16 protein-coding genes are annotated in these 22,287 nt (G+C 69.2%); 13 read left to right on the top strand and 3 right to left on the bottom strand.

The window, feature by feature from the left end; translation table 11 throughout:
- The first annotated feature begins 25 nt into the window (after positions 1 to 25).
- The 5 genes from ptsP to ACLNGM_RS05290 all read left to right on the top strand — a co-directional run bounded on the left by ptsP (position 26) and on the right by ACLNGM_RS05290 (position 6,550).
- Positions 26 to 2,293 carry a phosphoenolpyruvate--protein phosphotransferase gene (ptsP, locus tag ACLNGM_RS05270; protein ID WP_416357491.1) on the top strand — a complete coding sequence of 756 codons (2,268 nt, stop codon included), beginning with the start codon at positions 26 to 28 and terminating at the stop codon, positions 2,291 to 2,293.
- A 52-nt stretch (positions 2,294 to 2,345) separates the two neighbouring features.
- On the top strand, positions 2,346 to 3,419 hold the full coding sequence (prfA, locus tag ACLNGM_RS05275) for a peptide chain release factor 1 (RefSeq protein WP_416357492.1): 1,074 nt from the start codon (positions 2,346 to 2,348) through the stop codon (positions 3,417 to 3,419).
- A gap of 7 nt (positions 3,420 to 3,426) precedes the next feature.
- Positions 3,427 to 4,314, top strand: a complete 888-nt coding sequence (prmC, locus tag ACLNGM_RS05280) for a peptide chain release factor N(5)-glutamine methyltransferase (RefSeq protein ID WP_416357493.1) — start codon at positions 3,427 to 3,429, stop codon at positions 4,312 to 4,314.
- A 336-nt stretch (positions 4,315 to 4,650) separates the two neighbouring features.
- Entirely contained in the window at positions 4,651 to 5,979 is a 1,329-nt protein-coding gene (locus tag ACLNGM_RS05285) for a DUF4167 domain-containing protein (RefSeq protein WP_416357494.1), read from the top strand.
- Between the two features lie 250 nt (positions 5,980 to 6,229).
- A complete protein-coding gene (locus ACLNGM_RS05290; RefSeq protein ID WP_416357495.1) occupies positions 6,230 to 6,550 on the top strand; it encodes a hypothetical protein in 321 nt (106 codons plus the stop codon).
- Positions 6,551 to 7,840: 1,290 nt separating this feature from the next.
- On the opposite strand, the gene ACLNGM_RS05295 is transcribed toward ACLNGM_RS05290, so the two are convergent.
- Positions 7,841 to 10,855: a beta strand repeat-containing protein gene (locus ACLNGM_RS05295; protein WP_416357496.1), complete on the bottom strand. Its 3,015-nt coding sequence runs from the start codon at positions 10,853 to 10,855 to the stop codon at positions 7,841 to 7,843.
- 323 nt (positions 10,856 to 11,178) lie between these two features.
- On the opposite strand from ACLNGM_RS05295, the gene ACLNGM_RS05300 reads away from it, so the two are divergent.
- Positions 11,179 to 11,436, top strand: coding sequence for a DUF2188 domain-containing protein (locus tag ACLNGM_RS05300; RefSeq protein ID WP_090963616.1), 258 nt, complete (start codon positions 11,179 to 11,181; stop codon positions 11,434 to 11,436).
- Between the two features lie 30 nt (positions 11,437 to 11,466).
- On the opposite strand, the gene ACLNGM_RS05305 is transcribed toward ACLNGM_RS05300, so the two are convergent.
- Positions 11,467 to 13,401: a glycosyltransferase family 2 protein gene (locus ACLNGM_RS05305; protein WP_416357497.1), complete on the bottom strand. Its 1,935-nt coding sequence runs from the start codon at positions 13,399 to 13,401 to the stop codon at positions 11,467 to 11,469.
- Between the two features lie 80 nt (positions 13,402 to 13,481).
- Here ACLNGM_RS05305 and ACLNGM_RS05310 point away from each other — a divergent pair, with 80 nt between their 5' ends.
- Complete coding sequence (locus tag ACLNGM_RS05310; protein ID WP_416357498.1) at positions 13,482 to 14,363, top strand: transporter substrate-binding domain-containing protein; 882 nt, start codon at positions 13,482 to 13,484, stop codon at positions 14,361 to 14,363.
- A gap of 114 nt (positions 14,364 to 14,477) precedes the next feature.
- Positions 14,478 to 16,139, top strand: a complete 1,662-nt coding sequence (locus ACLNGM_RS05315; protein WP_416357499.1) for a lysine--tRNA ligase — start codon at positions 14,478 to 14,480, stop codon at positions 16,137 to 16,139.
- Here the strand turns inward: ACLNGM_RS05315 and ACLNGM_RS05320 are convergent.
- Positions 16,128 to 16,931 carry a hypothetical protein gene (locus tag ACLNGM_RS05320; RefSeq protein WP_416357500.1) on the bottom strand — a complete coding sequence of 268 codons (804 nt, stop codon included), beginning with the start codon at positions 16,929 to 16,931 and terminating at the stop codon, positions 16,128 to 16,130. The two genes, ACLNGM_RS05315 and ACLNGM_RS05320, sit on opposite strands and share 12 nt — an antisense overlap.
- Positions 16,932 to 17,109: 178 nt before the next feature.
- Between ACLNGM_RS05320 and ACLNGM_RS05325 the strand changes: the two genes are divergently transcribed.
- The 5 genes from ACLNGM_RS05325 to ACLNGM_RS05345 all read left to right on the top strand — a co-directional run bounded on the left by ACLNGM_RS05325 (position 17,110) and on the right by ACLNGM_RS05345 (position 22,240).
- Positions 17,110 to 18,711 carry an alpha-amylase family protein gene (locus ACLNGM_RS05325; RefSeq protein WP_416357501.1) on the top strand — a complete coding sequence of 534 codons (1,602 nt, stop codon included), beginning with the start codon at positions 17,110 to 17,112 and terminating at the stop codon, positions 18,709 to 18,711.
- A 112-nt stretch (positions 18,712 to 18,823) separates the two neighbouring features.
- Positions 18,824 to 19,741, top strand: coding sequence for a metal ABC transporter substrate-binding protein (locus ACLNGM_RS05330; protein WP_416357502.1), 918 nt, complete (start codon positions 18,824 to 18,826; stop codon positions 19,739 to 19,741).
- Positions 19,738 to 20,541 carry a manganese/iron ABC transporter ATP-binding protein gene (locus ACLNGM_RS05335; protein ID WP_416357503.1) on the top strand — a complete coding sequence of 268 codons (804 nt, stop codon included), beginning with the start codon at positions 19,738 to 19,740 and terminating at the stop codon, positions 20,539 to 20,541. The genes ACLNGM_RS05330 and ACLNGM_RS05335 overlap by 4 nt, the downstream gene beginning before the upstream one ends.
- Positions 20,538 to 21,401 carry a metal ABC transporter permease gene (locus tag ACLNGM_RS05340; protein ID WP_416357504.1) on the top strand — a complete coding sequence of 288 codons (864 nt, stop codon included), beginning with the start codon at positions 20,538 to 20,540 and terminating at the stop codon, positions 21,399 to 21,401. Before ACLNGM_RS05335 ends, ACLNGM_RS05340 begins: the two co-directional genes overlap by 4 nt.
- Entirely contained in the window at positions 21,398 to 22,240 is an 843-nt protein-coding gene (locus tag ACLNGM_RS05345) for a metal ABC transporter permease (RefSeq protein WP_416357505.1), read from the top strand. The genes ACLNGM_RS05340 and ACLNGM_RS05345 overlap by 4 nt, the downstream gene beginning before the upstream one ends.
- Positions 22,241 to 22,287: the final 47 nt, after the last annotated feature.

The raw sequence follows: 22,287 nt of genomic DNA on the forward strand, positions 1-22,287 counted from the left end.
CGCAGACCGACGGAAGACGTGCCTGATGCGAAGCGACTCCTCGGGACCGCGCATCCTTCTGCGCCGGATCAGGGAACTCATGGCCGAACCGCTCGAGGCGCAGGCGCGCCTCGACGAGATCGTGCGCCAGATCGCCGCCAACATGGTGGCCGAGGTCTGCTCCCTCTATGTGCTGCGCGCCGACGGCATCCTCGAGCTCTATGCGACGCAGGGGTTGAACCCCGGCTCGGTGCACCTGGCCCAGCTTCGGCTCGGCGAAGGGCTGGTCGGCACGATTGCCGCCACGGCCCGTGCGCTCAACCTCCAGGACGCGCAGAAGCACCCGGCCTTCACCTATCTGCCGGAGACGGGCGAGGAGATCTTCTACTCCTTCATGGGCGTGCCGATCCTGCGCGCGGGCCGCACGCTCGGCGTGCTGGTCGTCCAGAACAAGGAAAAGCGCATCTATCGCGACGAGGAGACCGAGGCGCTTGAGACGGTCGCCATGGTGGTCGCCGAGATGATCGCCGCCGGCAGCCTCGAGGGCCTGTCGCGGCCCGGCGTCGTCCTCGACCTGTCGCGCCCTGTCCACTTCGAGGGTCTGGCGCTCGCCGACGGGATCGGGCTCGGCCACGTCATCCTCCACGAGCCGCGCGTCGTCGTCACCAACCTCTTCAACGAGGACGCCGAGGCCGAGGTCGCGCGCCTCGAGAGGGCCGTGTCCTCGCTGCGGATCTCGATCGAGGACATGCTCCAGCGCCGCGACATGGCGGCCGAGGGCGAGCACCGCGCTGTGCTCGAAGCCTATCGCATGTTCGCGCACGACCGCGGCTGGGTGCGCCGGCTGGAGGAGGCCGTGCGCAACGGCCTGACCGCCGAGGCGTCGGTCGAGAAGGTGCAGAACGACATGCGCGCGCGCATGATGCACGCCTCCGACCCGTTCCTGCGCGAGCGGCTGCACGATTTCGACGATCTCGCCAACCGCCTCCTTCGCCAGCTGATGGGCCGGGACGGCGACATGTTCGGCGATGGCGTCGCGGGCGACGTCGTGATCGTCGCGCGCTCCATGGGCGCGGCCGAGCTTCTGGACTACCGGCGCGAGCAGATCCGCGGCCTCGTGCTCGAAGAGGGCGGGGCGACGAGCCACGTCGTGATCGTGGCGCGCGCACTCGGCATCCCGGTCGTCGGCCAGGCCAAGGGCGCCGTCTCGATGGCCGAGAAGGGCGATGCGATCATCGTCGACGGCGAGGAGGGGGCGGTGCACCTGCGCCCGCCCGCCGACGTCGAGAAGGTGTTCGTCGAGCGCGTCCAGTTCCGCGCCAAGCGCCAGCAGCGCTACCAGGCGCTGCGCGACGTGCCGGCGCGCACGCGCGACGGACAGGACGTCGCGCTCCTCATGAACGCCGGCCTCCTCGTCGACCTGCCGCAGGTCGAGGCGGCGGGGGCTGCGGGCATCGGGCTCTTCCGCACCGAGTTGCAGTTCATGATCGCCTCGACCATGCCCAAGACCAGCGACCAGGAGCGCCTGTATTCGGCGGTGCTGGACGCGGCCGACGGCAAGCCGGTCACCTTCCGCACGCTCGATGTCGGCGGCGACAAGGTCCTGCCCTACCTCCACCAGTCGCCGGAGGAGAACCCGGCGCTCGGCTACCGCGCGCTGCGCCTTGCGCTCGACCGGCCCGGCCTGATGCGCACCCAGCTGCGCGCGCTCCTCAAGGCGTCGGCGGGGCGCGAGCTGCGCGTCATGTTCCCGATGGTCACCGACCTCGAGGAGTTGCGCCAGGCGCGCGACCTCATCAGCCGCGAGTTCAAGCACCTCACGCGCTTCGCCCATGCCATGCCGCGTCGGCTGAAGCTCGGCGCGATGATCGAGGTGCCCTCGCTCCTGTTCCAGCTCGACGAGCTGATGCAACTCGTCGACTTCGTCTCGATCGGCTCCAACGACCTGTTCCAGTTCTTCTGCGCGGTCGACCGCGGCAATGCGCAGATCTCGGGTCGCTTCGACGATCTCTCCTCGCCCTTCATGCGGGCGCTGCGCGAGATCCTCGACGCCGGGCAGCGCCATTCCGTGTCCGTCACGCTCTGCGGCGAGATGGCGGGGCGCCCCTTGTCGGCGATGGCGTTGATCGGATTGGGGTTCCGGTCCATATCCATGACCTCGTCGGCGATCGGGCCGGTGAAGGCGATGCTGCTCGAACTCGATGCCGAGGACCTGCACCGCACGATCACCGCCCATCTCGCCGAACGTCACCCGCGCCAGACCTTCCGGCAGATGCTGGAAGATTACGCGCAGGCGCACGCCATTCCCCATTGAGAGGGTTGCTGCCGGGCCGCACGGTCCGGCGCGCCCGGACCGGACGACACGCATGGCCATTCTACCCGCCGACACCATGACCGAGATCCTCCGGCGCTCGGATCAGCTGTCATCGGAGATGGCGTCCGGTCCCGACCACGAGACCTATGCCCGGCTCGCCGCCGAATATGCGGGGCTGGAGGACGTCGTCGCCGGCATCCGCGCCTATCACGCGGCGGAGGCGGAGCTGGCGGGCCTGCGCGAGATGCTGGCCGACCCGGCGTCCGACCGCGAGATGCGCGATCTCGCCAGCGCCGAGATCGGCGAGGTGGAGGATCGGCTCGAGACCCTGTCGAAGGAGCTCCTCGTCCTCCTCCTGCCGAAGGACGCGGCCGACGCCAAGGGCGCGATCCTCGAGATCCGCGCCGGCACCGGCGGCTCGGAAGCCGGCCTCTTTGCCGGGGATCTCTTCCGCATGTACCAGCGCTATGCCGAAGGGCGCGGCTGGCGCGTCGAGATCATGGAGGCGTCGGAGGGCGAGGCCGGCGGCTACCGCGAGGTGATCGCCTCGGTGACCGGGCAGGGCGTCTTCTCGCGCCTGAAGTTCGAATCGGGCGTCCACCGCGTGCAGCGCGTGCCCGCCACCGAATCGGCCGGGCGCATCCACACCTCGGCCGCCACCGTCGCGGTGCTGCCGGAGGCCGAGGAGGTCGACATCGCCATCCGCAACGAGGACATCCGCATCGACACGATGCGCTCGTCGGGCGCCGGTGGCCAGCACGTCAACACCACCGATTCGGCCGTGCGCATCACGCATCTGCCGACCGGCATCGTCGTCACCTCGTCGGAGAAGTCGCAGCACCAGAACCGCGCCCGCGCCATGCAGGTGCTGCGCGCCCGGCTCTTCGACATGGAGCGCTCGCGGATCGACGCCGAGCGCTCGGCCGACCGCCGCGCGCAGGTGGGCTCCGGCGACCGGTCCGAGCGCATCCGCACCTACAACTTCCCGCAAGGGCGCGTGACCGACCACCGTATCAACCTGACGCTCTACAAGCTCGACCGCGTGATCGAGGGCGACATGGACGAACTCGTCGAGGCGCTGGTGGCCGACGACCAGGCCGCGCGCCTCGCCGCCATGGGCGACTGAGCCGGCCATGACCGCGCCGACCGTCGCCAGCCTTCTCGGCGATCTGCGCGCGCGCCTGCGCGCCGCGGGGCTGGAGAGCGCGGACCTCGACGCCCGCCTGCTCGTTGCCGCCGCGCTCGAGCTCGATGCCGCCGGCCTGATCCTGCGGGCCGGCGACCGCGTGGATGCCGGCGCCGCGGCGCGGCTCGAGACCATGGCGGCGCGGCGGCTCGGCTTCGAGCCGGTGCACCGCATCCTCGGGTACCGGGCCTTCGGCGAACACGAGTTCGCCCTGTCGCCCGACACGCTGGAGCCCCGGCCCGACACCGAGGCGCTGGTGGATCTCGCCAGCGAGGTTCTGGCGCGCCGGGGCGACGGGCCGCTCCTCTTTGCCGATGTCGGCACCGGCACCGGGGCGATCGCTGTGTGCCTTCTGTCGCGTCTTCCACGCTCGCGCGGGATCGCGATCGATCTTGCGGAAGGCGCGCTTGCGACGGCCCGCGGTAATGCCGAGGCTGCGGGTGTCGCCGACCGCTTCTGGCCGCTGCGGGCCGACTACCTTTCGGCCCTCCGGCCGCCGCTCGACGCGGTGGTGTCCAACCCGCCCTATATCCCGACCGCCGATCTCGACGGGCTCGACCCCGGCGTCCGGCGGTTCGATCCGGCGCTCGCGCTCGACGGCGGCGCGGACGGGCTCGACGCCTATCGCCGGATCGTCGAGGAGGCGGCGCGGCTTCTGCCGGCCGGCGGCGACCTGCTGCTCGAGATCGGCCGGGGGCAGGAACACGACGTGGCGCGTCTGGCCGAGGCGGCCGGGTTCGTCTCCATGGCATGGCGGAGCGATCTTGCCGGTATCGTGCGCGCGCTGTGGTTCCGGCGCGACAGCGATGGGGAAAACGAGGGGCGGATCGGATGATTTCCAAGGTCTCCGGCCCTTTGCCCCTTGTGAGGGGAGGGGCGAGCCACTAGTGTTTCCCAGCAAAGGCGGATGACGCGAGGGGTTTGTCCCCCGACCTCGGCTTCGGAACGCGCTCCAGGCAGGACGCTCGAACGCCGCCGCCCCGTTCGGCAAGACGGCCAGGGATGGCGCCGCACCGGACAGAAAGCTTCCATGAAGGGCATTGCCAGCCGGATCCTCGGAGCCGGGCGGCCGGGTGCCAGACAGTTCCCCCGCGAGGCGACGCGAAGTCCGCTCGCGACGCAAAGGAAGACCCGGCCCGGGACGCCGGACGATCCAGAAAACAGGATGAGCATGAGGCCAGGACAGCAGCAGCAGAACAAGCAGCGCATGCGCGGACGCGGGCAGCGCAAGGGCCCCAATCCGCTGTCGCGGAGCTTCGAGTCCAACGGTCCCGACGTCAAGATCCGCGGCACGGCCCAGCACATCGCCGACAAGTACACGACGCTGGCGCGCGACGCGGCCGCGGCCGGCGACCGGGTGATGGCCGAGAACTACCTCCAGCACGCCGAGCACTACGGCCGCATCGTGGCCGCCGCGCAGGGTCAGTTCCAGCCGAGCCAGCCCGAGCGCGACTATGCCGACTTCGACGAGGAGGACGGCGACGAGGCGCAGGGCGCCGACATGGGTCTCGGCCAGCCCTACGCCGGCGGTCAGGACCGCCAGCCGAACGGTTACCAGGGCGATCGCCAGCCGGGCCAGGGTGACCGCCAGCACGGCGCCGAGCGCCAGGGCGGAGACCGCCCGCAGGGCGACCGCCAGAACTTCCGCGACAACCAGAACGGCCGCGGCGACCGCCGCGACCACCGCGACAATCGCGGGGACCGGCCGTTCCAGAATCGCGACGGCCAGAACCGTGACCATCAGAACCGCGATGGGCAGAACCGCGATGGTTTCGCTCGCGAGGGCGGCTTCCGCGACGGCCAGAACCGGGACGGCCAGAACCGCGAGGATCGTCGCGACCGCGATCAGCGTCATCCCGGAACGGGCCCGCAGCCCTTCCCGCAGGCGTTCGAGACCGAGGGCGAGGGCGCGGCGCCTCGCCAGGACGGCCAGCGCTTCGAGGGCGGTCGGCGCGAGAGCCGCCGTGAGCGCGCCCGCATGAACGACCGCAGCGGCGAGCGCCGCTTCGAGGAGCGTTTCGGCCGCCAGCGTCATGGCGACGACGAGCCGCGCACCGATGCGCCGGCCGCCGAACACCGTCCGCAAGCCGAAACGTCCGTGCCGGCGCCGGTCCCCGCCGAGATCGCGCCCGCGCCGGTTGCCGCGGCGGAGCCTATGGCACCCCAGCCTTCGGAGCCTGTCGCCGAAGCCGTCTCGACCGATACGACCGCCGGCGAGCCCCGCGGGCGCGGTCGTCGGCGCCGGGATGCGGCGGTGGACGATGGCGCTGCCATCGCTCCTGCCGCGCCGTCCGAACTCGTCGCTGCGCCGGTCCCGCAACCCGAAGACGCCGCGCCGCCGCGCCGTCGCGCCGCCAAGCCCGCGGTCCCGGTCGATGCACCGACGGCTGGCGAGGACGAGGCTGCGCCCAAGCGGCGCGCGGCCAAGCCCCGGCGCAAGAAGGACGAGGGTGAGGGCGGTGACGAGCGGTCCCCGGCGCTGGTCGGCACCGACAGCTGAGACGCCGGCGCCTTCCAGCCTGATTTCGAGGGAAAGGCCCGGCACATTCTGCCGGGCCTTTCGGCTTTCCAAGGCCGGCTTTCACGAGACGTGATAGTGATCGCCGGGCGACCGGCCCCATCGAAGTGGCAACCGCGCACCGCTTGTCCGTCACATGCAACTTACCTACGGGAAGCCGTTACGAAGTGGTTGCAATCATGCTGTCATGCAACCTATTGTTGCTGCCGAGGCGGAGCAGGAGCGACGAGCGGTGATCTGGGTGAGGCAGGAGGAGAGCATGGCGGGGCGGGGCGAACAACTGTCCGGGTCGATCGGGTCGGTGGGTTTCGAAGGGGCGGCGATGATGATCGGTTACAAGCTCGGCGCGAACGGTCTGGAGCCCTTGTCGGGTGACGCCACGTCGGCAGGCGCGGACCCGACCGGCGAGACCCAGTCGTCGCGGCAGGTCGACGAGCGCACCGCCGTCTATCTCCTGTCGCTCGCCCGCGAACTCCTTCGTCGTGACCACAGCGCGATCGCCGGGATGATCGATTATGCGATCGCCGAGATCGAGGGTGGGCCCGAGCAGTAGGCACAGGATCCCCGTTGCGCCGATGGCGGCGCGCCAGGATGGAATGCAAACGCCGGCTTTCGCGCCGGCGTTCGTCGTTGCACCGCCCGAGGCGGCTTCGGGTCGCCGTATACCTTCACGAGACGCGAGTTTGCGGTGTCGGCTCTTCGCTGGCCGATTGGAACAGTCCGAGGAGCAAGGATCCAATGCGCTCGGCATCGCCCACTCCCCGCGTTCGGGAATGACTTGACGGTCGATGCGCCGACACGGTCCGGCATCTGCCTCGATCGAACCTTGGTGTCGAAGCATGGTACCGCCCCGAACAGGCCCCACTGGCCCGTTGAGCGCCCCTTCAGCGCCTGTGGGTTCCAGAGCCCGGATGGCACGGGGCCGGCGCACAATCGGATGTCGCTAGGCGACTTCAGTGCCAAAACACCCTGTCTGCCGCCTGTGAGGGTAGGGTGATGCTGCCTTAGTAGGCGTATCGGTTTGACATCGCCCTTCCACCGGATCGTGTCAGAACCCGGATATCAGTCGGGCCTCGGTCCGAACGGCATCTTCCTGCCCATGGCATGCGCAGGCGATCGCTTCGAGCTTTGAGGGCTTCGTGCTGACCATCCCGCACCTCTGCGGGTGTGGGCGGGAGGCCTCTCGGCGGGAACCAACCTCATTCAAAAGTGGCTCTGTCGATAGACGGCGACGCGTCGACAGCCTTGCCGGGTAGATCGGCTTAGTCGTTTCCTCCCTTCCTGGCCGGTTGCTGATGTCATCGCGGATGACAGTGGCTCCGAGCGGTTTGGGCAGGTCGTGATGGCCGGCACTCAGCGAAGATTCGCTCGCGGTTTGAATGGTCCGCGCGTCGGGCGCGGACGGCTGTCGGCAAAATCGTGTACAGCATTCCCTGACCCCCTTGGCTTTCGCTCAACCCGGTCAGCCAACGCCGATTCCCTCGGCTCGGCGGCAGGGCGTCGACTGACCCGACTAGCACTCGTCGGGGCGGAGGATCACAAGATCCGGGTCCTCTCCCGCAACGGCTGAACATCAAGTCTCGTGACCCGCAGAGACCATCGCTAAGCCGATCCCGTTGCGTGTCCTCGGTCTGCATGGAGCGCAAACGATGACGAGTTCGAAGCCGAGATGCTCGAGCGAAATGTGGGACGGTTGAGCTTCGCGCGAAACGAGTGCGCCCGCTCCCTTTGGGCGGGAGCGGGCGCGCAGGGCGACCAGACTTGGAAGTATCGTGGGGATCCTAGGAGGGCACCCTGTCGGGATCGGCAGGCCGCGCGGGGCGGCCTGCCTTGGCGTGTGGCGTCAGACGATGTCCGAGGCCGCGAGGTTGGTGACGCCGGCCAGCTGCACCACCAGATCGGCGCTGCCGTTCTGGTCGCTATCGACGAAGAGCCAGCCATCGCTGCCCACCGTCTGGAAGCTGTAGAGCGTCGGGCCCGAAGCGTTGGCAAAGGCCGCGTTGGCGTTGTTCAGCGCACCGTCGTAGGTGGCCGCCGAACCCGTTCCGAACGTCGTGGCGGAACCTGCCGCGAGGCCGAAGTCGAGGATATCGTCACCGACGGTGAAGCCCTCGATGCGATCCGCCGCGCCGAACGCCGTGCCCGAGGACCCGGCGCCGAACAGGAACGTGTCGACGCCCGCGCCGGCCACCATCGTGTCGGCACCTGCGCCGCCGACGATGGTGTTGTCACCGCCGCCCGAGACGATGCGATCGTTGCCGCCGTTGCCATAGACCAGCGAGTCGCCCGATCCGAGGAGGATCGTATCGCTGCCGTCGGCCGCGTCGAGCGAACCGCGACCGCCGTAGACGGTGGCGCTGACCGCCGACTCCGACAGATCGATGACGTCGGAGTCTTCGCCGCCGTAGATCGTCACGCTGTCCGAAGCCGAACCGTCGTAGACCGTGATCGTGTCGTTGCCGACGCCGCCGAAAATGGTCGACTGGCCGGTCACGTCACCTTCGATGCTGAAGTCGAGCGTGATGTCGTCCGCACCACCGTTGCCGGTGATGAGGGCGCTGCCCGAGCCGAACAGCTCGACGTAGATGTCGTCGGCATCGTCCGTCGGATCGACACCCGTCTGGCCACCGAACACGGTGACGTTGCCGTCGCCGAGGCCGACATAGATGTCGTCCGAGCCCTGGTCGCCCGAGATCTGCGAGTTGGAACCGGTATCGCCGGACAGGTCGGCATAGATCGTATCGTTGCCGACGCCGCCATAGACGGAAGCGGCCTGTGCGTAGACTTCGATGTCGTCGCTGCCGCCGTTGCCGAAGACCAGGGCGTTGCCGAAGGTGTCGACCTCGATGTCGTCGGCGTCGTCCGTCGGATCCACGCTGCCCGTGCCGCCGTAGACGGTCACGTCGTCATAGGCATCGACATCGATCAGGTCGGAACCGGCACCGCCGTAGACGACCGATTTGCCAGTGCGCTCGAAACCTTCACCGAAGACATAGCCGCCGTAGAGCGTATCGTTGCCGTCACCGCCGTAGACCGTGGCCTCGCTGGTCTCCCAGTCGATGCGGTCGTCGCCGCCGTTGCCGAAGATCAGGGCATTTCCGTCCACACCGACCGAAATCTCGTCGGCGCTGTTCTCCGGATCGACATCCGCGCTGCCGCCGTAGACGGTGGCGTTGCCGTCACCGAACACCTCGATCTCGTCCTCGCCGTCGCCGCCCACAACCAAAGCGTCGGTTTCGAAGGAAACATAGACGCTGTCGTTGCCGATGCCGGCATAGACGGTCGCACGCTCGGCATAGACCTCGACATCGTCGTCACCGCCATTGGCGAAGACGACGGCATTGCGACCGGCTTCGACGAAGATGTCATCGTCGCCGTCGGTCTCGTCCACCTCGGAAGAGCCGCCGTAGACGAGGATATCGCCCTCGACCGACGCGGAGATGTTGTCGTCACCCGCGCCGCCGGCGACGAAGGTCTCGTCGGAGAGGTCGCCGGCCGCGACAGCTGCGAGGACGGCGGTGTTGTTCGTCGGGATCGGCGTGAGCCCGAAGCCGGTGTTGATAAGGATCGTGTCGTTGTCGGCACCGCCATAGACGGTGTTGCTGCCCGAGCCCTGGACGACGATCAGGTCTTCGCCGGCATTGCCGGTGATGAGGTTGTCGCCGTTGCCGAACACGGCGATGATGTCGCCGCCATCGGTCGTGTCGCTGGCGCTCGTGCCGCCGTAGATCGTGTTGTCGCCATCCGAGCGGACCGCGATCACGTCGACGCCCGCCAGCGGGTCGGCGCGCTCGAGGACTTCCTCGATGAAGTCACGGTTCTGGAAGTCGAACTCGCCGGTGAACGCTTCCGGCAGGAGGTCGGTGTAGCTGTCCGCGGAGTTCTCGCCGCCGACCAGGAGGTTGCTGCCGTCGCCGGCAGGCTGGTCGAGCGTGCCGGCCAGGATCACGTCGGCGCCGAGGCCACCGTAGATCGTGTTGTTGCCGGTGCCCAGCACCGCGATGAGGTCGCTGCCGCCGTTGCCGTAGATCAGGTTGTCGCCATCGCCGTCGACATAGATCACGTCGCTGCCGTCCTCGGCATCCGCCGCGCCTTCACCGCCGTAGATCGTGTTGTCGCCGTCCGATTCGACGAGGATCACGTCGAGGCCGTCGGTGAGCTCGGCACCCTCGTCGCCTTGGCCGGCCAGAACGGCGACGGCATTGCCGAACGTGTCGGCGTCGTTGGCACCGCCGTAGATCAGGTTGGCGCCGTTGGAGTCCTCACCACCGGCGGTGATGAAGTCGTTGCCGTCGCCGCCATAGACGGTGTTGTTGCCGTCGCCGGCGTTGATTTCGTCGTCGCCTTGGTTGCCGAGGAGCAGGTCGTCCCCGTCACCGGCGTCGATCGTGTCGTTGCCCTGGCCGCCGTAGACCGTGTTGTCGCCGTCGCCGGCGTCGATCGTGTCGTCGCCCTGATTGCCTTCGATGACGTCGTCGCCGCCGAGGCCGAGGATCGTGTCGTTGCCCTCACCGCCGTTCAGCGTGTCGTTGCCGTCGGTGCCGATGATGTAGTCGTCGCCGTCCGTGCCGTTGCCGACGCCGTCGACCGGGAAGATCACGAGCTGGCCGTTCAGCTCGATCAGACCGTTGAGGGCGCTCAGGCCCACGCTGGCGAAGAGGATCTGGGCGCCGTTGTCGAGAGTCAGGCGGACGTTGCCGTCAACTTCGGCAAGGCCAGCGACGTTCAGCGTGCCGATGTTGAGGTTCAGCAGTTCACCGGTCTCAAGGTCGAGCAAGTCGGTGATCTCGACAACATCGCCATCGCCGATGCCGGTCAGGTCGACCGTCTGAACGAGGCCGTCGACAACTGGGACCACGACCTCATCGACCACGTCCCCGACTACGTCAATGATAACATTAAGCGGCATGACGCCCCCACGATGCGCGGCTCTCCACACGCAGGGAGAGCGCCGTTGCGATTGATGAACCTACTTAAGGTTGCAATCGCAGATAAGGACGACTCGCAAGGGCAATGCAACCGAAAATTGCATGGAGAAATTCGGATTGCAACTTGGTGGCAATCCTGCAACGCCGGCTGTGTCGGCCGGGCTGGACGGAAGGCGGAAATCCGGGCCTTTTCCGGAACGTGCCGTCGGGGCCGGCGTTCTGCGTGTCAGTCGACACTGCATGGAGGAGACCGATGTCCGACATCCACTACAAGATCGTCGAGCACGACGGCGGATGGGCCTACAAGGTCGGGGACGTGTTTTCCGAGACCTTCCCGACGCACGACCGGGCGCTGGCTGCCGCGCGCGATGCCTCGTCGCGGCAGGAATTGGCTGGCGAGACCGCCGGCATCCAGTATCAGGATGGCAGCGGCGTCTGGCACGAGGAGGTCGCACGCGGCGACGACCGGCCCCATGCCGACGTGGTGGACGGCGAGGCGTCGCGGGCCTGAGACCGGTTGCGGCGCCGCTATCCCGGCGATTCAGGACCCCGAGGCCGGCTCGCGGTGCGGGGTCTTTTCCCACATGTGCGGGGAATGGAAGAGCTGGCCGATGGCGCGCAAGCCTGCAAGGCTGACGATCAGCCAGTAGAACCATAGGGACCAGAGGCGGGGCAGGAGCGGGCGCTCGGCCTCGTTGGCGACGAGCCGGGCGGTCAGGATGAACACCGCGTAGGCCAGGGCGATGTTGAGGGCGTCGACTGCGGCGAGGACCCCGGCCGACAGGTAGATCTCGCCGTGCACGAGATAGGCGTAGGCCGCCGCAAGGAGGTGCCCTGCGAACATCACGTGCATCAGGCTTGCCGCGATCATGCCGCCGAACAGGATCTGGAAGGTGAGGAAGGCGCGGGGCCCGAGCTGGCGGCAGGCCAGCCGCGGGTCGCGCATGTGAACCAGCCAGGTCTGGCACCATCCCTTGATCCAGCGCGTGCGCTGGTTGCGCCAGTCGAGGAAGCGCGAGGGCGCGATCTCCGAGGTCGGCGAGGCGATGGTGCCGATCCGGTAGCCAAGGCGCGACAGGCGGATGCCAAGGTCGGCGTCCTCGGCGACGTTGTGGCTGTCCCAGCCGCCGGCCTCGACCAGCGCCGCACGGCGGAAATGGTTGGATGTGCCGCCGAGCGGCAGCGGCAGGCCGCGCCGCGCCAGCCACGGCAGGATCGCCCGGAAGAGGACGGCGTATTCCAGCGCGAAGAGGGTCTCCAGCCAGCCGTTGGCGGCGTTGCGGATGACGAGCGGCGCCTGGACGCAAGCGAGCGAGGCCGGGGCCGCCTCGAAGGCGGCGTGCGCGGCGCGCAGCTGGCCGGGATCGGGCCGGTCCTCGGCATCGAAGAGGACGACATAGTCGCCGCGCGTCAAAGGCAGGGCGAAGTTCAAGGCCTTCGGCTTGGTGGTCGGGTTGGTTCGCGGTGTCGCGATGACGGAAAAATTCGCCTCGCCAGCGATCGCCCGTTCCACCGCCATGATCGTCTCGGGATCGTTCGCCTCGCAGACGAAGAACACCTCGAGCCGCGAGCGCGGCCAGTCGAGGGCGGCCATCGCGCGCGCCAGGGGCTCGGCCATCGCCGCCTCGCGGTGGAGCGCGACGAGAACAGAATAGATCGGTGCGGGCGCGACCGTTCGCCGATTTGCCGGCGGGGCCGGGCGCGGCCGCGCGACGAGCGCCGTGCCGACGAGGACGCGCAGGCGAAACAGTGTGAAGCACAGGGCGCAGAGGCTCGCCGTCGCATGCGCCGCGAACCAGAAGTAGCCGGGCGCCGCGAGCCAGGCATGCGCCAGCGCGACGAGGACGAGCACGGCGACGGCCGCCTGCGCGGGCGTCAGCACGTCGCGGGCCGACCAGCGGTTGTGGTCGGCGGCAAGGCTGAGGCGCGCGCGCGTCGAGCGTTCCGTGGCGCTCGCCGCGCCGCGCTTGGCGGCGATGTCGGACAGGGTCGCGATGCGCAGCGTCGTGGCGAGCTCCGGCGCGCGTGCGACACGCCGGGCGAGGCCCTCGAGCCGGTCGAGCCGCGGGGCGAGGTAGAGCCGGGGGCGCATGGCGGTGTCGCATGTCTTGGCGTGACGCTCCGACGCGTCGAAGGCGCCGCGCCCGTCGCGCAGCAGCGAGGCGTCGTCGCGGATCGGCTCGAAGCGGAGGCCGAGGACCGCCGCCAACGTGCGGGCCAGCGTCGCCTCGTCGATGACGCCAGCCGCGATCAGTTCCTCGTCGGCGCTGGACCCGTTCCGCTCGGCGAGCCGGCAGGCGGCATCGAAGCGCTCCGCATCGAGGCCGAGCCGCGCCAGGGCTTCGGCGACGACGGGCGGAAGCGTCGGCAGGCCGGCATCGGCGAAGGCGATAGCGTCCGCGGCGAGCGCCGGCGCCGAAACCAGGCCGAGGCCGCTGGCATCCTCGTCCGCGAGGGCATATTCCGATACACGCAACAGACCAGCCCTCGAACGCGAGTCCCCTTGCGAGGATCGATCATATCTTGGGTTTGAAAACGGTGCCGGAGAAGAAACCCTTGCGTGCATTCCTCGCCGTCAGCGTGCTGGCCATGCAGCCTTGGGTTGTTCCATCGGCTGCCCACGCGCAGAACGCGCCGTCTGCCTCGCCGCCCTCGGCATCCAGTACCGTGGTGCCGACCCCGAATTTCTGGGACCAAGGCCAACGGTTCGCCGAGCCGGACCTGTCGGGCCGCGCGCGCGTCCGCTTCCTCACCTCGGTCGATTTCGCGCCGTTCAACTTCCTCGATCAGCGCGGCCGTCTCGCCGGCTTCCACGTCGATCTCGCCCGGATGATCTGCGAGGAGCTCGACATCGCCGCGCGTTGCCAGATCGAGGCGAGGCCATTTGCCGAACTCGGCGACGCGCTGGCGGCGGGCGACGGCGAGGCGGTGATCGCCGGCCTTGCGCTCAACGCCGACAACCGCGCGCGCTTCGCCTTCACCCATCCCTTCTTCCGCTATCCCGCACGCTTCGTGACGCTGAACGCACGCCCGCTTGACACCGAACTCGAGGCGGGCCTCTCCGGCGTCCCGGTCGGCGTCGTCGCGGGCAGCGCGCACGAGGCGATGCTGGCGGCCTTCTTCCCGCGGGCGAAGGCCGTCGCGCTGCCGACGCGCGAGGCGGCCCTCGAGGCGCTGCGCACTGAGCGCGTGCGCGCCGTCTTCGGCGACGGGGTCGGCCTGTCCTTCTGGCTGTCCAGCGAGGCGGCGGCGGACTGCTGCACCTTTGCCGGCGGTCCCTATCTCTCCGATCATTTCCTCGGCGAAGGGCTCGCCATCGCGGTGAAGCCCGAGGACGAGGATCTGCGCTCCGCCTTCGACTATGCGATCGGGCGGATCGTCGCGAGCGGGCGGATGTCGGAACTCCTCCTGCGCTATTTTCCCGTCAGCGCCTTCTGAGTTCCCGCCCGCCGTTGACGGCGGGACGCTCAAAAACCATAGACGGGTCTGGTCGATGCGAGCCCCGCCCTTTCCTGTGCGCCGTGGCCTCGCGGCACGAAAGGGCGATCCACCATGGGCGTTGAGAGCGAAGCGGCGGGCCGCAACAGGCCGGACATCCTCGAGGCGGCGCAGACCTCGCAGGCCTGGCCCTTCGAGGAAGCGCGCAAGATCGTCGCGCGCCTCCAGCGCACCGGCAAGCGCGAGGCGCTGTTCGAGACCGGCTACGGCCCGTCGGGCCTGCCCCATATCGGCACCTTCGGCGAGGTCGCGCGCACGACCATGGTGCGCAACGCCTTCCGCATCCTGACGAACGACGAGATCCCGACGCGCCTCATCTGCTTTTCCGACGACCTCGACGGGATGCGCAAGATCCCCGACAGCGTGCCCGACCGCGCGGCGCTCGAGCCCTACCTGCAGCGCCCGCTCTCCGACGTGCCGAACCCGTTCGGCGGCGAGGAGACGACGTTCGCCGGCCACAACAACGCGATGCTGCGCCGCTTCCTCGACACGTTCGGCTTCGACTACGAGTTCGCGAGCGCGACCGAGTACTACCGCTCCGGCCGCTTCGACACGGTGCTCCTGCGCGCGGCCGAGCGCTACGACGACATCATGGGCGTGATGCTGCCGACGCTCGGACCCGAACGCCAGGCGACCTACAGCCCGTTCCTGCCGATCTCGCCCACCACCGGCCGCGTCCTCTACGTGCCGATGCGCCATGTCGACGCGAAGGCCGGCACGATCACCTTCCTCGACGAGGACGGCACGGAGACGACGCTGCCCGTCACCGGCGGACAGGTCAAGCTCCAGTGGAAGCCCGACTTCGGCATGCGCTGGGCGGCGCTCGGCGTCGACTTCGAGATGTTCGGCAAGGACCACCAAACCAACGCCGTGGTTTACGACCGGATCTGCGAGATTCTGGGCGGCGAGGCGCCGGAGCACTTCGTCTACGAGCTCTTCCTTGATGCCGAGGGCGCCAAGATCTCGAAGTCCAAGGGCAATGGCCTGTCGATCGAGGAGTGGCTGACCTACGCCTCGCCCGAGAGCCTCGGCCTCTACATGTTCAACAAGCCGCGGGCGGCCAAGCGCCTCCACTTCGACGTGATCCCGAAGGCGGTCGAGGACTACTACGCCTTTGCCGGTGCCTTCGAGCGGCAGGATACGAAGTCGCGCCTCCAGAACCCGACCTTCCACATCCATGGCGGCGAGCCGCCGGTGAAGGGCATCCCGGTCTCCTTCGCGCTTCTCCTCAACCTCGTCTCGGCCTCCAACGCCTCCGACCCGAAGACGCTTTGGGGCTTCATCTCGCGCTATGCGCCGGGCGTGACGGCCGAGACCGATCCCGAGCTCGATCGCCTCGTGACTTACGCGCTGCGCTATTTCGAGGACTTCGTGCGCCCGACCAAGCGCTTCCGGACGCCCGACGAGGTGGAGCGCGCGGCGCTGGAGGATCTCGACCGGCGGCTCGCCACACTGCCCGAAGGCGCGGACGCGGCCGCGATCCAGGACGCGGTGCTCGACGCCGCGCGTCCGATCCCGCGCTACCAGGACGAGAAGAAGAAGGGCCCGGACGGCGGCCCCGGCGTCTCGCTTGAATGGTTCTCGGCGCTTTACCAGATCCTGATCGGGCAGGAGCGGGGTCCGCGCTTCGGCTCCTTCGCGGCGCTCTACGGCATCGACGAGACGCGGCGGCTGATCGCCGATGCGCTGGCCGGGCGTCTCGCCTCAGCCGCCTGACCGGGCGGCCGTCTCGTCGTCCGCAAGACCGTAGGCCCAGATGCCGCGCCGGGCCTCGCGCGCCTCGCGCTCGGCTGCCTCGTAGCGGCTGCCGGGCGCGGCGAACGCCCAGCCGTTGCGGATCACCCAATCGCCGACATCGGCCTCGCCGAGAAGGCAGGGCGCGGTGATCTCGCGCGCGTCGCGCTGGTCGGGCGACACGGCGCACATCAGAGAGCGCCCGCGGATCCAGCCGCGAAGGGCCGTGCGCGCCCGCGTCGCGCAGGACCAGGCCTGCGTGCCGTCCGTGCAGCGCGCGTCGCTCGCCACCGGCTCGACGTCCTCGACGAGAAGCGTGAGGTCGCCGGTCTTCAGCGTCCGGGCGTCCACCGCGATCGGCCGCGGGAACAGGCGATAGGACGGGCCGTCCGGCGCAGCCGCCGCGCTGGCGACCTCGGGCTCCGAGGCCGGGGGCGGGGCTTGCACGGCGGCCGGTACCTCGTCCGCTGCGGATGCTTCGGGCATCTCGGGACGGGGCGGCGTCGCCGCGCCGCTCGTTACGGCCGGCAGGCGGGTGAGGCCGGATGTGTCGATCGGCGTCGCGTCGATGGCGCGCACCGCAGGCGTGGCAACCGGCACTGCGAGCGGCACGGCGGCCGGTTCGGAACCCGCCGTCGCATCGGCGCGCTCCACGGCCGCCGTCGGTTCGCCCGCGTCGCGGCGCCCGGAAAACAGCGTCGTCTGCGCCGGCACCACCAGGAAGAACACGGTGACGAGCGCGAGAAGGCCAAGTGCGATCCGCAGCGGTTGCATCGTCGCCGTCCTCTCTTGCCTGCCCAGGCGCGCCTCGAAACCTGATCCGGCATCAGATTACCGCCGGACGGCGCCTGCGAACAGGCCGACCCGTCGCCGATCGATCCGGCGGACCGTGCCTGCCTTGTGCCGCTCCGGCCCTAGCTAAGGCTGGCAGACCCCAAGGGAAGGACGCCGGATGCAGAACCTCTGGTACAAGAACGCGGTAATCTACTGCGTCGACGTCGACGCCTTCAAGGATTCCAACGGCGACGGGATCGGCGACTTCCGGGGGCTCGCCGACCACCTCGACCACATCGAGGCGCTGGGCGCCAACTGCATCTGGCTCCTGCCCTTCTATCCCAGCCCCAATCGCGACAACGGCTACGACGTTGCCGACTACTACAGTGTCGACCCGCGCTACGGCAGCCTCGGCGATTTCGTCGAGTTCATGCAGGCGGCCAGCGACCGGGGCCTGCGCGTGATCGTCGATCTGGTCGTGAATCACACCTCGATCGACCATCCCTGGTTCCAGGCGAGCCGCTCCGACCCGCATTCGCCCTATCGCGACTGGTACGTCTGGCGGAAGGACAAGCCGGCCGATGCCGAGGAGGGGGTGATCTTTCCCGGCGTCCAGCGGTCGACCTGGACCTACGACCGCAAGCGGCAGGAATACTACAACCATCGCTTCTACGAGCATCAGGCCGACCTCAACATCGCCAACCCGGCGGTGCGCGAGGAAATCCAGCGCATCATGGGCTTCTGGCTCGCGCTCGGCGTCTCCGGCTTCCGCATCGACGCCGCGCCCTTCATGCTGGAAGGGCTGGAGGGCGATCCGCACGCCTATCTCGCCGAACTGCAGTCCTTCCTGTCCTGGCGAAAGGCCGAGGCGATCCTGCTCGCCGAGGCCAACATCCCGATGTCCGAGGCGGACGAGTATTTCGGCGACGGCGACCGCCTGCACCTCATCTTCAACTTCCCGCTCAACCAGCGCCTGTTCCTCGGCCTCGCCCGCCATGACGCCGCGCCCGTCGCGGACCTCCTCAAGACCCTCCCGGAGATCCCGCAGATCGCCCAGTGGGCGACCTTCCTGCGCAACCACGACGAGATCGACCTCGGGCGTCTCACCGACGAGGAGCGCGCCGAGGTCTTCGCGGCCTTCGGGCCGGAGAAGCACATGCAGCTCTACGAACGGGGCCTGCGCCGGCGGCTCGCGCCGATGCTGGGCGTCGACGAGCGGCGCATCCGGATGGCCTTCAGCCTGATGCTGGCGCTGCCCGGCACGCCCGTCCTCTGGTACGGCGACGAGATCGGCATGGGCGAGAACCTCGACCTGCCCGAGCGCCATCCCGTGCGCACGCCGATGCAGTGGACGCCGGAGGGTGCGGGCGGCTTCTCGGAGGCCGACCCGAAACGCTGGGTGCGCGCCCCGGTGATGGACGGCCCGTTCGCCCCCGCCTTCGTCAACGCCGAACGGCAGCGCGTCGAGGGCGAATCGCTGTTCTCGACCGTTCAGCGCCTGGTGCGTGCCCGGCGCGCCGCGCGCGAGATCGGCTGGGCGCCCGCCGAGGTGATCGACCTTGGGGCACCCTCGGTTCTGGCCCTGCGCGCCCGCTGGCGCGGCGGAGACGTTGTGACGCTGCACAATCTCGCCGATCGGCCGGCGACGGTCGACCTGTCGGCGGTGGTGGCAGGGCGGCGCTGTATCGCCCTCCTCGGGCAGGATGCGCAGGATGCGACGGGCAACGGCGGCGTCTGGCGGCTGGGGGCCTTCGGCTTCGAATGGCTGCGCCTCGGCTGATCGTCCGACCCCTCCGGTCGACTTTCCACGTCGATCACCCTCGCGGAAGGACGATAGCCGACGGAACCCTCCTACTTGCAAACCGTTCGCAATTGCATAGTTTGATGCCCAGATGCTTTCGGAGATCTGCGTGACCCTGTCCCGGCGACGCTTCGCCCTGTCCACCCTCGCCCTTGCCGCCGCCCTGGTGTCCGCACCCGCGCTCGCCGCCGACAAGCTGAAGGTCGCCACGACCTTCACGGTCCTCGCCGACATGACCCGCAACGTCGCGGGCGACCGGGCCGAGGTGGTCTCGATCACCAAGCCCGGCGCCGAGATCCACAACTACCAGCCGACCCCGCGCGACATCCTCTCGGTGCGCGACGCCGACCTCGTCCTGTGGAACGGGCTGGGGCTGGAGCTCTGGTTCGAGCGCTTCTTCTCCCGGTTGGGGGACAAGCCCTCGGCGGTTCTGACGAAAGGCATCGAGCCGATCCTGATCGGCGAGGGGCCCTATCAGGGCAAGCCAAACCCGCATGCCTGGATGTCGCCGACGCTGGCGCTGACCTATGTCGACAACATTCGCGACGCGCTGTCTGCCGAGGATCCCGCCAACGCCGCGACCTACGCCGCCAATGCCGAGCGCTACAAGGGCGAGATCTCGGCGAGCGTCGAGGGCCTGCGCACCTCGCTCGCCGCGCTGCCCGAGGGGCACCGCTGGCTCGTCACCAGCGAGGGGGCGTTCTCCTACCTCGCCCGCGACTTCGGTCTGCGCGAGCTTTATCTCTGGCCGATCAACGCCGACTCGCAAGGAACGCCCCAGCAGGTGCGCCGCGTGGTCGACACGGTGACGGCCGAGAAGATCCCGGTCGTCTTCTCGGAAAGCACCGTCTCGCCCGATCCCGCGAACCAGGTCGCGCGCGAGACCGGCGCGCGCTACGGCGGCGTCCTCTACGTCGACAGCCTCAGCGCCGAGGGCGGACCGGTGCCAACCTATATCGACCTCCTGCGCGTGACGACGCAGACGATCGCCGCAGGCTTCTCCTCGTGAGCGCGGCTCTCGGCATCGAGGCGTCCGGCCTCACCGTCGTCTACCGCAACGGTCACGTCGCCCTGCGCGAGGCCACGTTCAGCGTTCCGCGCGGCTCGATCGCGGCGCTCGTCGGCGTCAACGGCGGCGGCAAGTCGACGCTGTTCAAGTCCGTGCTCGGCCTCGTGCCGCAGTCGTCGGGTCGCGTGTCGATCCTCGGCGCGCCCGTTGGCCAGGCGCTGAAGAAGAACCGCGTCGCCTACGTGCCGCAGAGCGAGGAGATCGACTGGAACTTCCCCGTTCTGGTCGAGGACGTCGTGATGATGGGCCGCTACGGCCACATGGGCTGGCTTCGCCGCCCGAAGCCGGCCGACCACCGGGCGGTGGCGGCGGCGCTCGCCCGCGTCGGCATGGCGGACTTCCGCGCCCGCCAGATCGGCGAACTCTCGGGCGGCCAGAAGAAGCGCGTCTTCCTCGCGCGTGCGCTGGCGCAGGGTGCCGAGGTGATCCTTCTGGACGAGCCCTTCACCGGCGTCGACCTGCGCACGGAAGAAGCGATCATCGCGCTCCTGAAGGACCTTCGCCGCGAAGGCGCGGCGATGCTGGTCTCGACCCACAACCTCGCCGCCGTGCCCGACTTCTGCGACCGCGCGATCCTCGTCAACCGGACGGTGCTCGCCGCCGGGCCGACCGCCGACGTGTTCACCCCGGCGCATCTGGAGCGCGCCTTCGGCGGCACGCTGCGCGGCGGGCTGTTCGGCGCGATGCCGGCCGCCTCGGCCCCCGCCGCTGGCCGCGAGCCCGTGGAGGCCGTCGCGTGAGCGCCGCGCTCCTCGAGCCCTTCACCTACGACTACATGTTCAACGCCATCTGGGCCTCGATGCTGGTCGGCGGCGTCTGCGCCTTCCTGTCGGCCTTCGTGGTTCTCAAGGGCTGGTCGCTGATCGGCGATGCGCTGTCGCACTCGATCGTGCCGGGCGTTGCGGGCGCATACATGCTGGGCCTGCCCTTCTCGATCGGCGCCTTCCTGTCCGGCGGGCTGGCGGCCGGCGCGATCCTTCTCATCGCGCGCGTCTCGCGGCTGAAGGAGGACGTGGTGATCGGCCTGATCTTCACCTCCTTCTTCGGCCTCGGCCTCTTCATGGTCTCGATCTCGCCGGTGCCGATCGACATCCAGTCGATCGTGCTCGGCAACATCCTCGCCGTCACGCCGGCCGACACGCTGCAGCTCGTCCTCATCTCGGGTGTGACGCTCGCGATCCTGCTCCTCACCTGGCGCACGCTGATGGCCGTGTTCTTCGACGAGAACCACGCCCGCACGATCGGCCTCGACCCGACGCTCTGGCGCGCCCTGTTCTTCACCCTTCTCAGCGCGTGCGCCGTCGCTGCCATGCAGACCGTCGGCGCCTTTCTGGTGGTTGCCGCCGTGGTGACGCCGGGCGCGACGGCCTATCTCCTGACCGACCGGTTCGGGCGGATGATCGCCTTGTCCGTCGCGATCGGCGCGCTCACCAGCGGCATCGGCGCCTATGCCAGCTACTTCCTCGACGGGGCGACGGGCGGCGTGATCGTGGTGCTGCAGACGGCGCTCTTCCTTCTCGCCTTCGTCTTCGCGCCCAAGCACGGCATCGTCGCGGCGCGCCGCCGGGCGAGGGCCGAGGTCCGGGAGGCGCTGCCATGAGCGTTGCGGATCTCCTCTTCCCCTTCCAGATCGACTTCCTGCAATACGCCTTTCTGGCCGGCGCGCTGATCGCGGTGCCCTGCGCGCTTCTGTCCTGCTTCCTGGTGCTGAAGGGCTGGTCGCTGATGGGCGACGCGGTGTCCCACGCCGTCCTGCCCGGCATCGTCCTCGCCTATGCCGCCGGCCTGCCGCTGGCGCTCGGCGCCTTTGCGGCCGGCCTCTTCTGTGCCGCCGGCTCGGGCTTCCTGAAGAACAACAGCCGCATCGCGCAGGACACCGCCATGGGCGTCGCCTTCGCCGGCATGTTCGCGCTCGGCATCGTCCTCCACGCCAAGGTGCGCTCGGCGCTGCATCTCGACCATATCCTGTTCGGCGATCTCCTCGGCCTCGCGCCGGGGGATCTCGGGGAGATCGCCGCGATCGTCGTGCCGGTCCTTCTGTTCGTGGTGCTGTCCTGGCGCAGTCTCCTTCTGCACAGCTTCGACACGGTGCAGGCGCGCGTCTCGGGCCTGCCCGTTCGCCTCCTGCACTACGGGCTCCTCGCCGCCCTGTCGGCCGCGATCGTCGCCTCCATGCAGGCGGTCGGCATCATCCTCGTGGTGGCGCTTCTCATCGCGCCGGGTGCGACGGCCTTCCTCCTCGTCCGCTCCTTCGGCCGGATGCTGGTGGTGGCCGCGAGCGTCGCGCTTCTCGCCTCGACGCTCGGCATCTGGCTGTCGGTGTTCCTCGACAGCGCCCCGGCGCCGACCATCGTCCTCGTCATGTCGGCCGGCTGGATCCTGGCGCTCCTGTTCGGCCGCCGCGCCCCGCGCGAGGTGGAGGCGGAAGCCGCGACCTGAACCCGGCTGAGGATTTTGCGGGAAACCGCGTTTCCCCCGACGTCGTT

Origin of the sequence: Aureimonas phyllosphaerae, assembly GCF_047943035.1 — a bacterium.
Lineage (GTDB): Bacteria > Pseudomonadota > Alphaproteobacteria > Rhizobiales > Rhizobiaceae > Aureimonas > Aureimonas phyllosphaerae.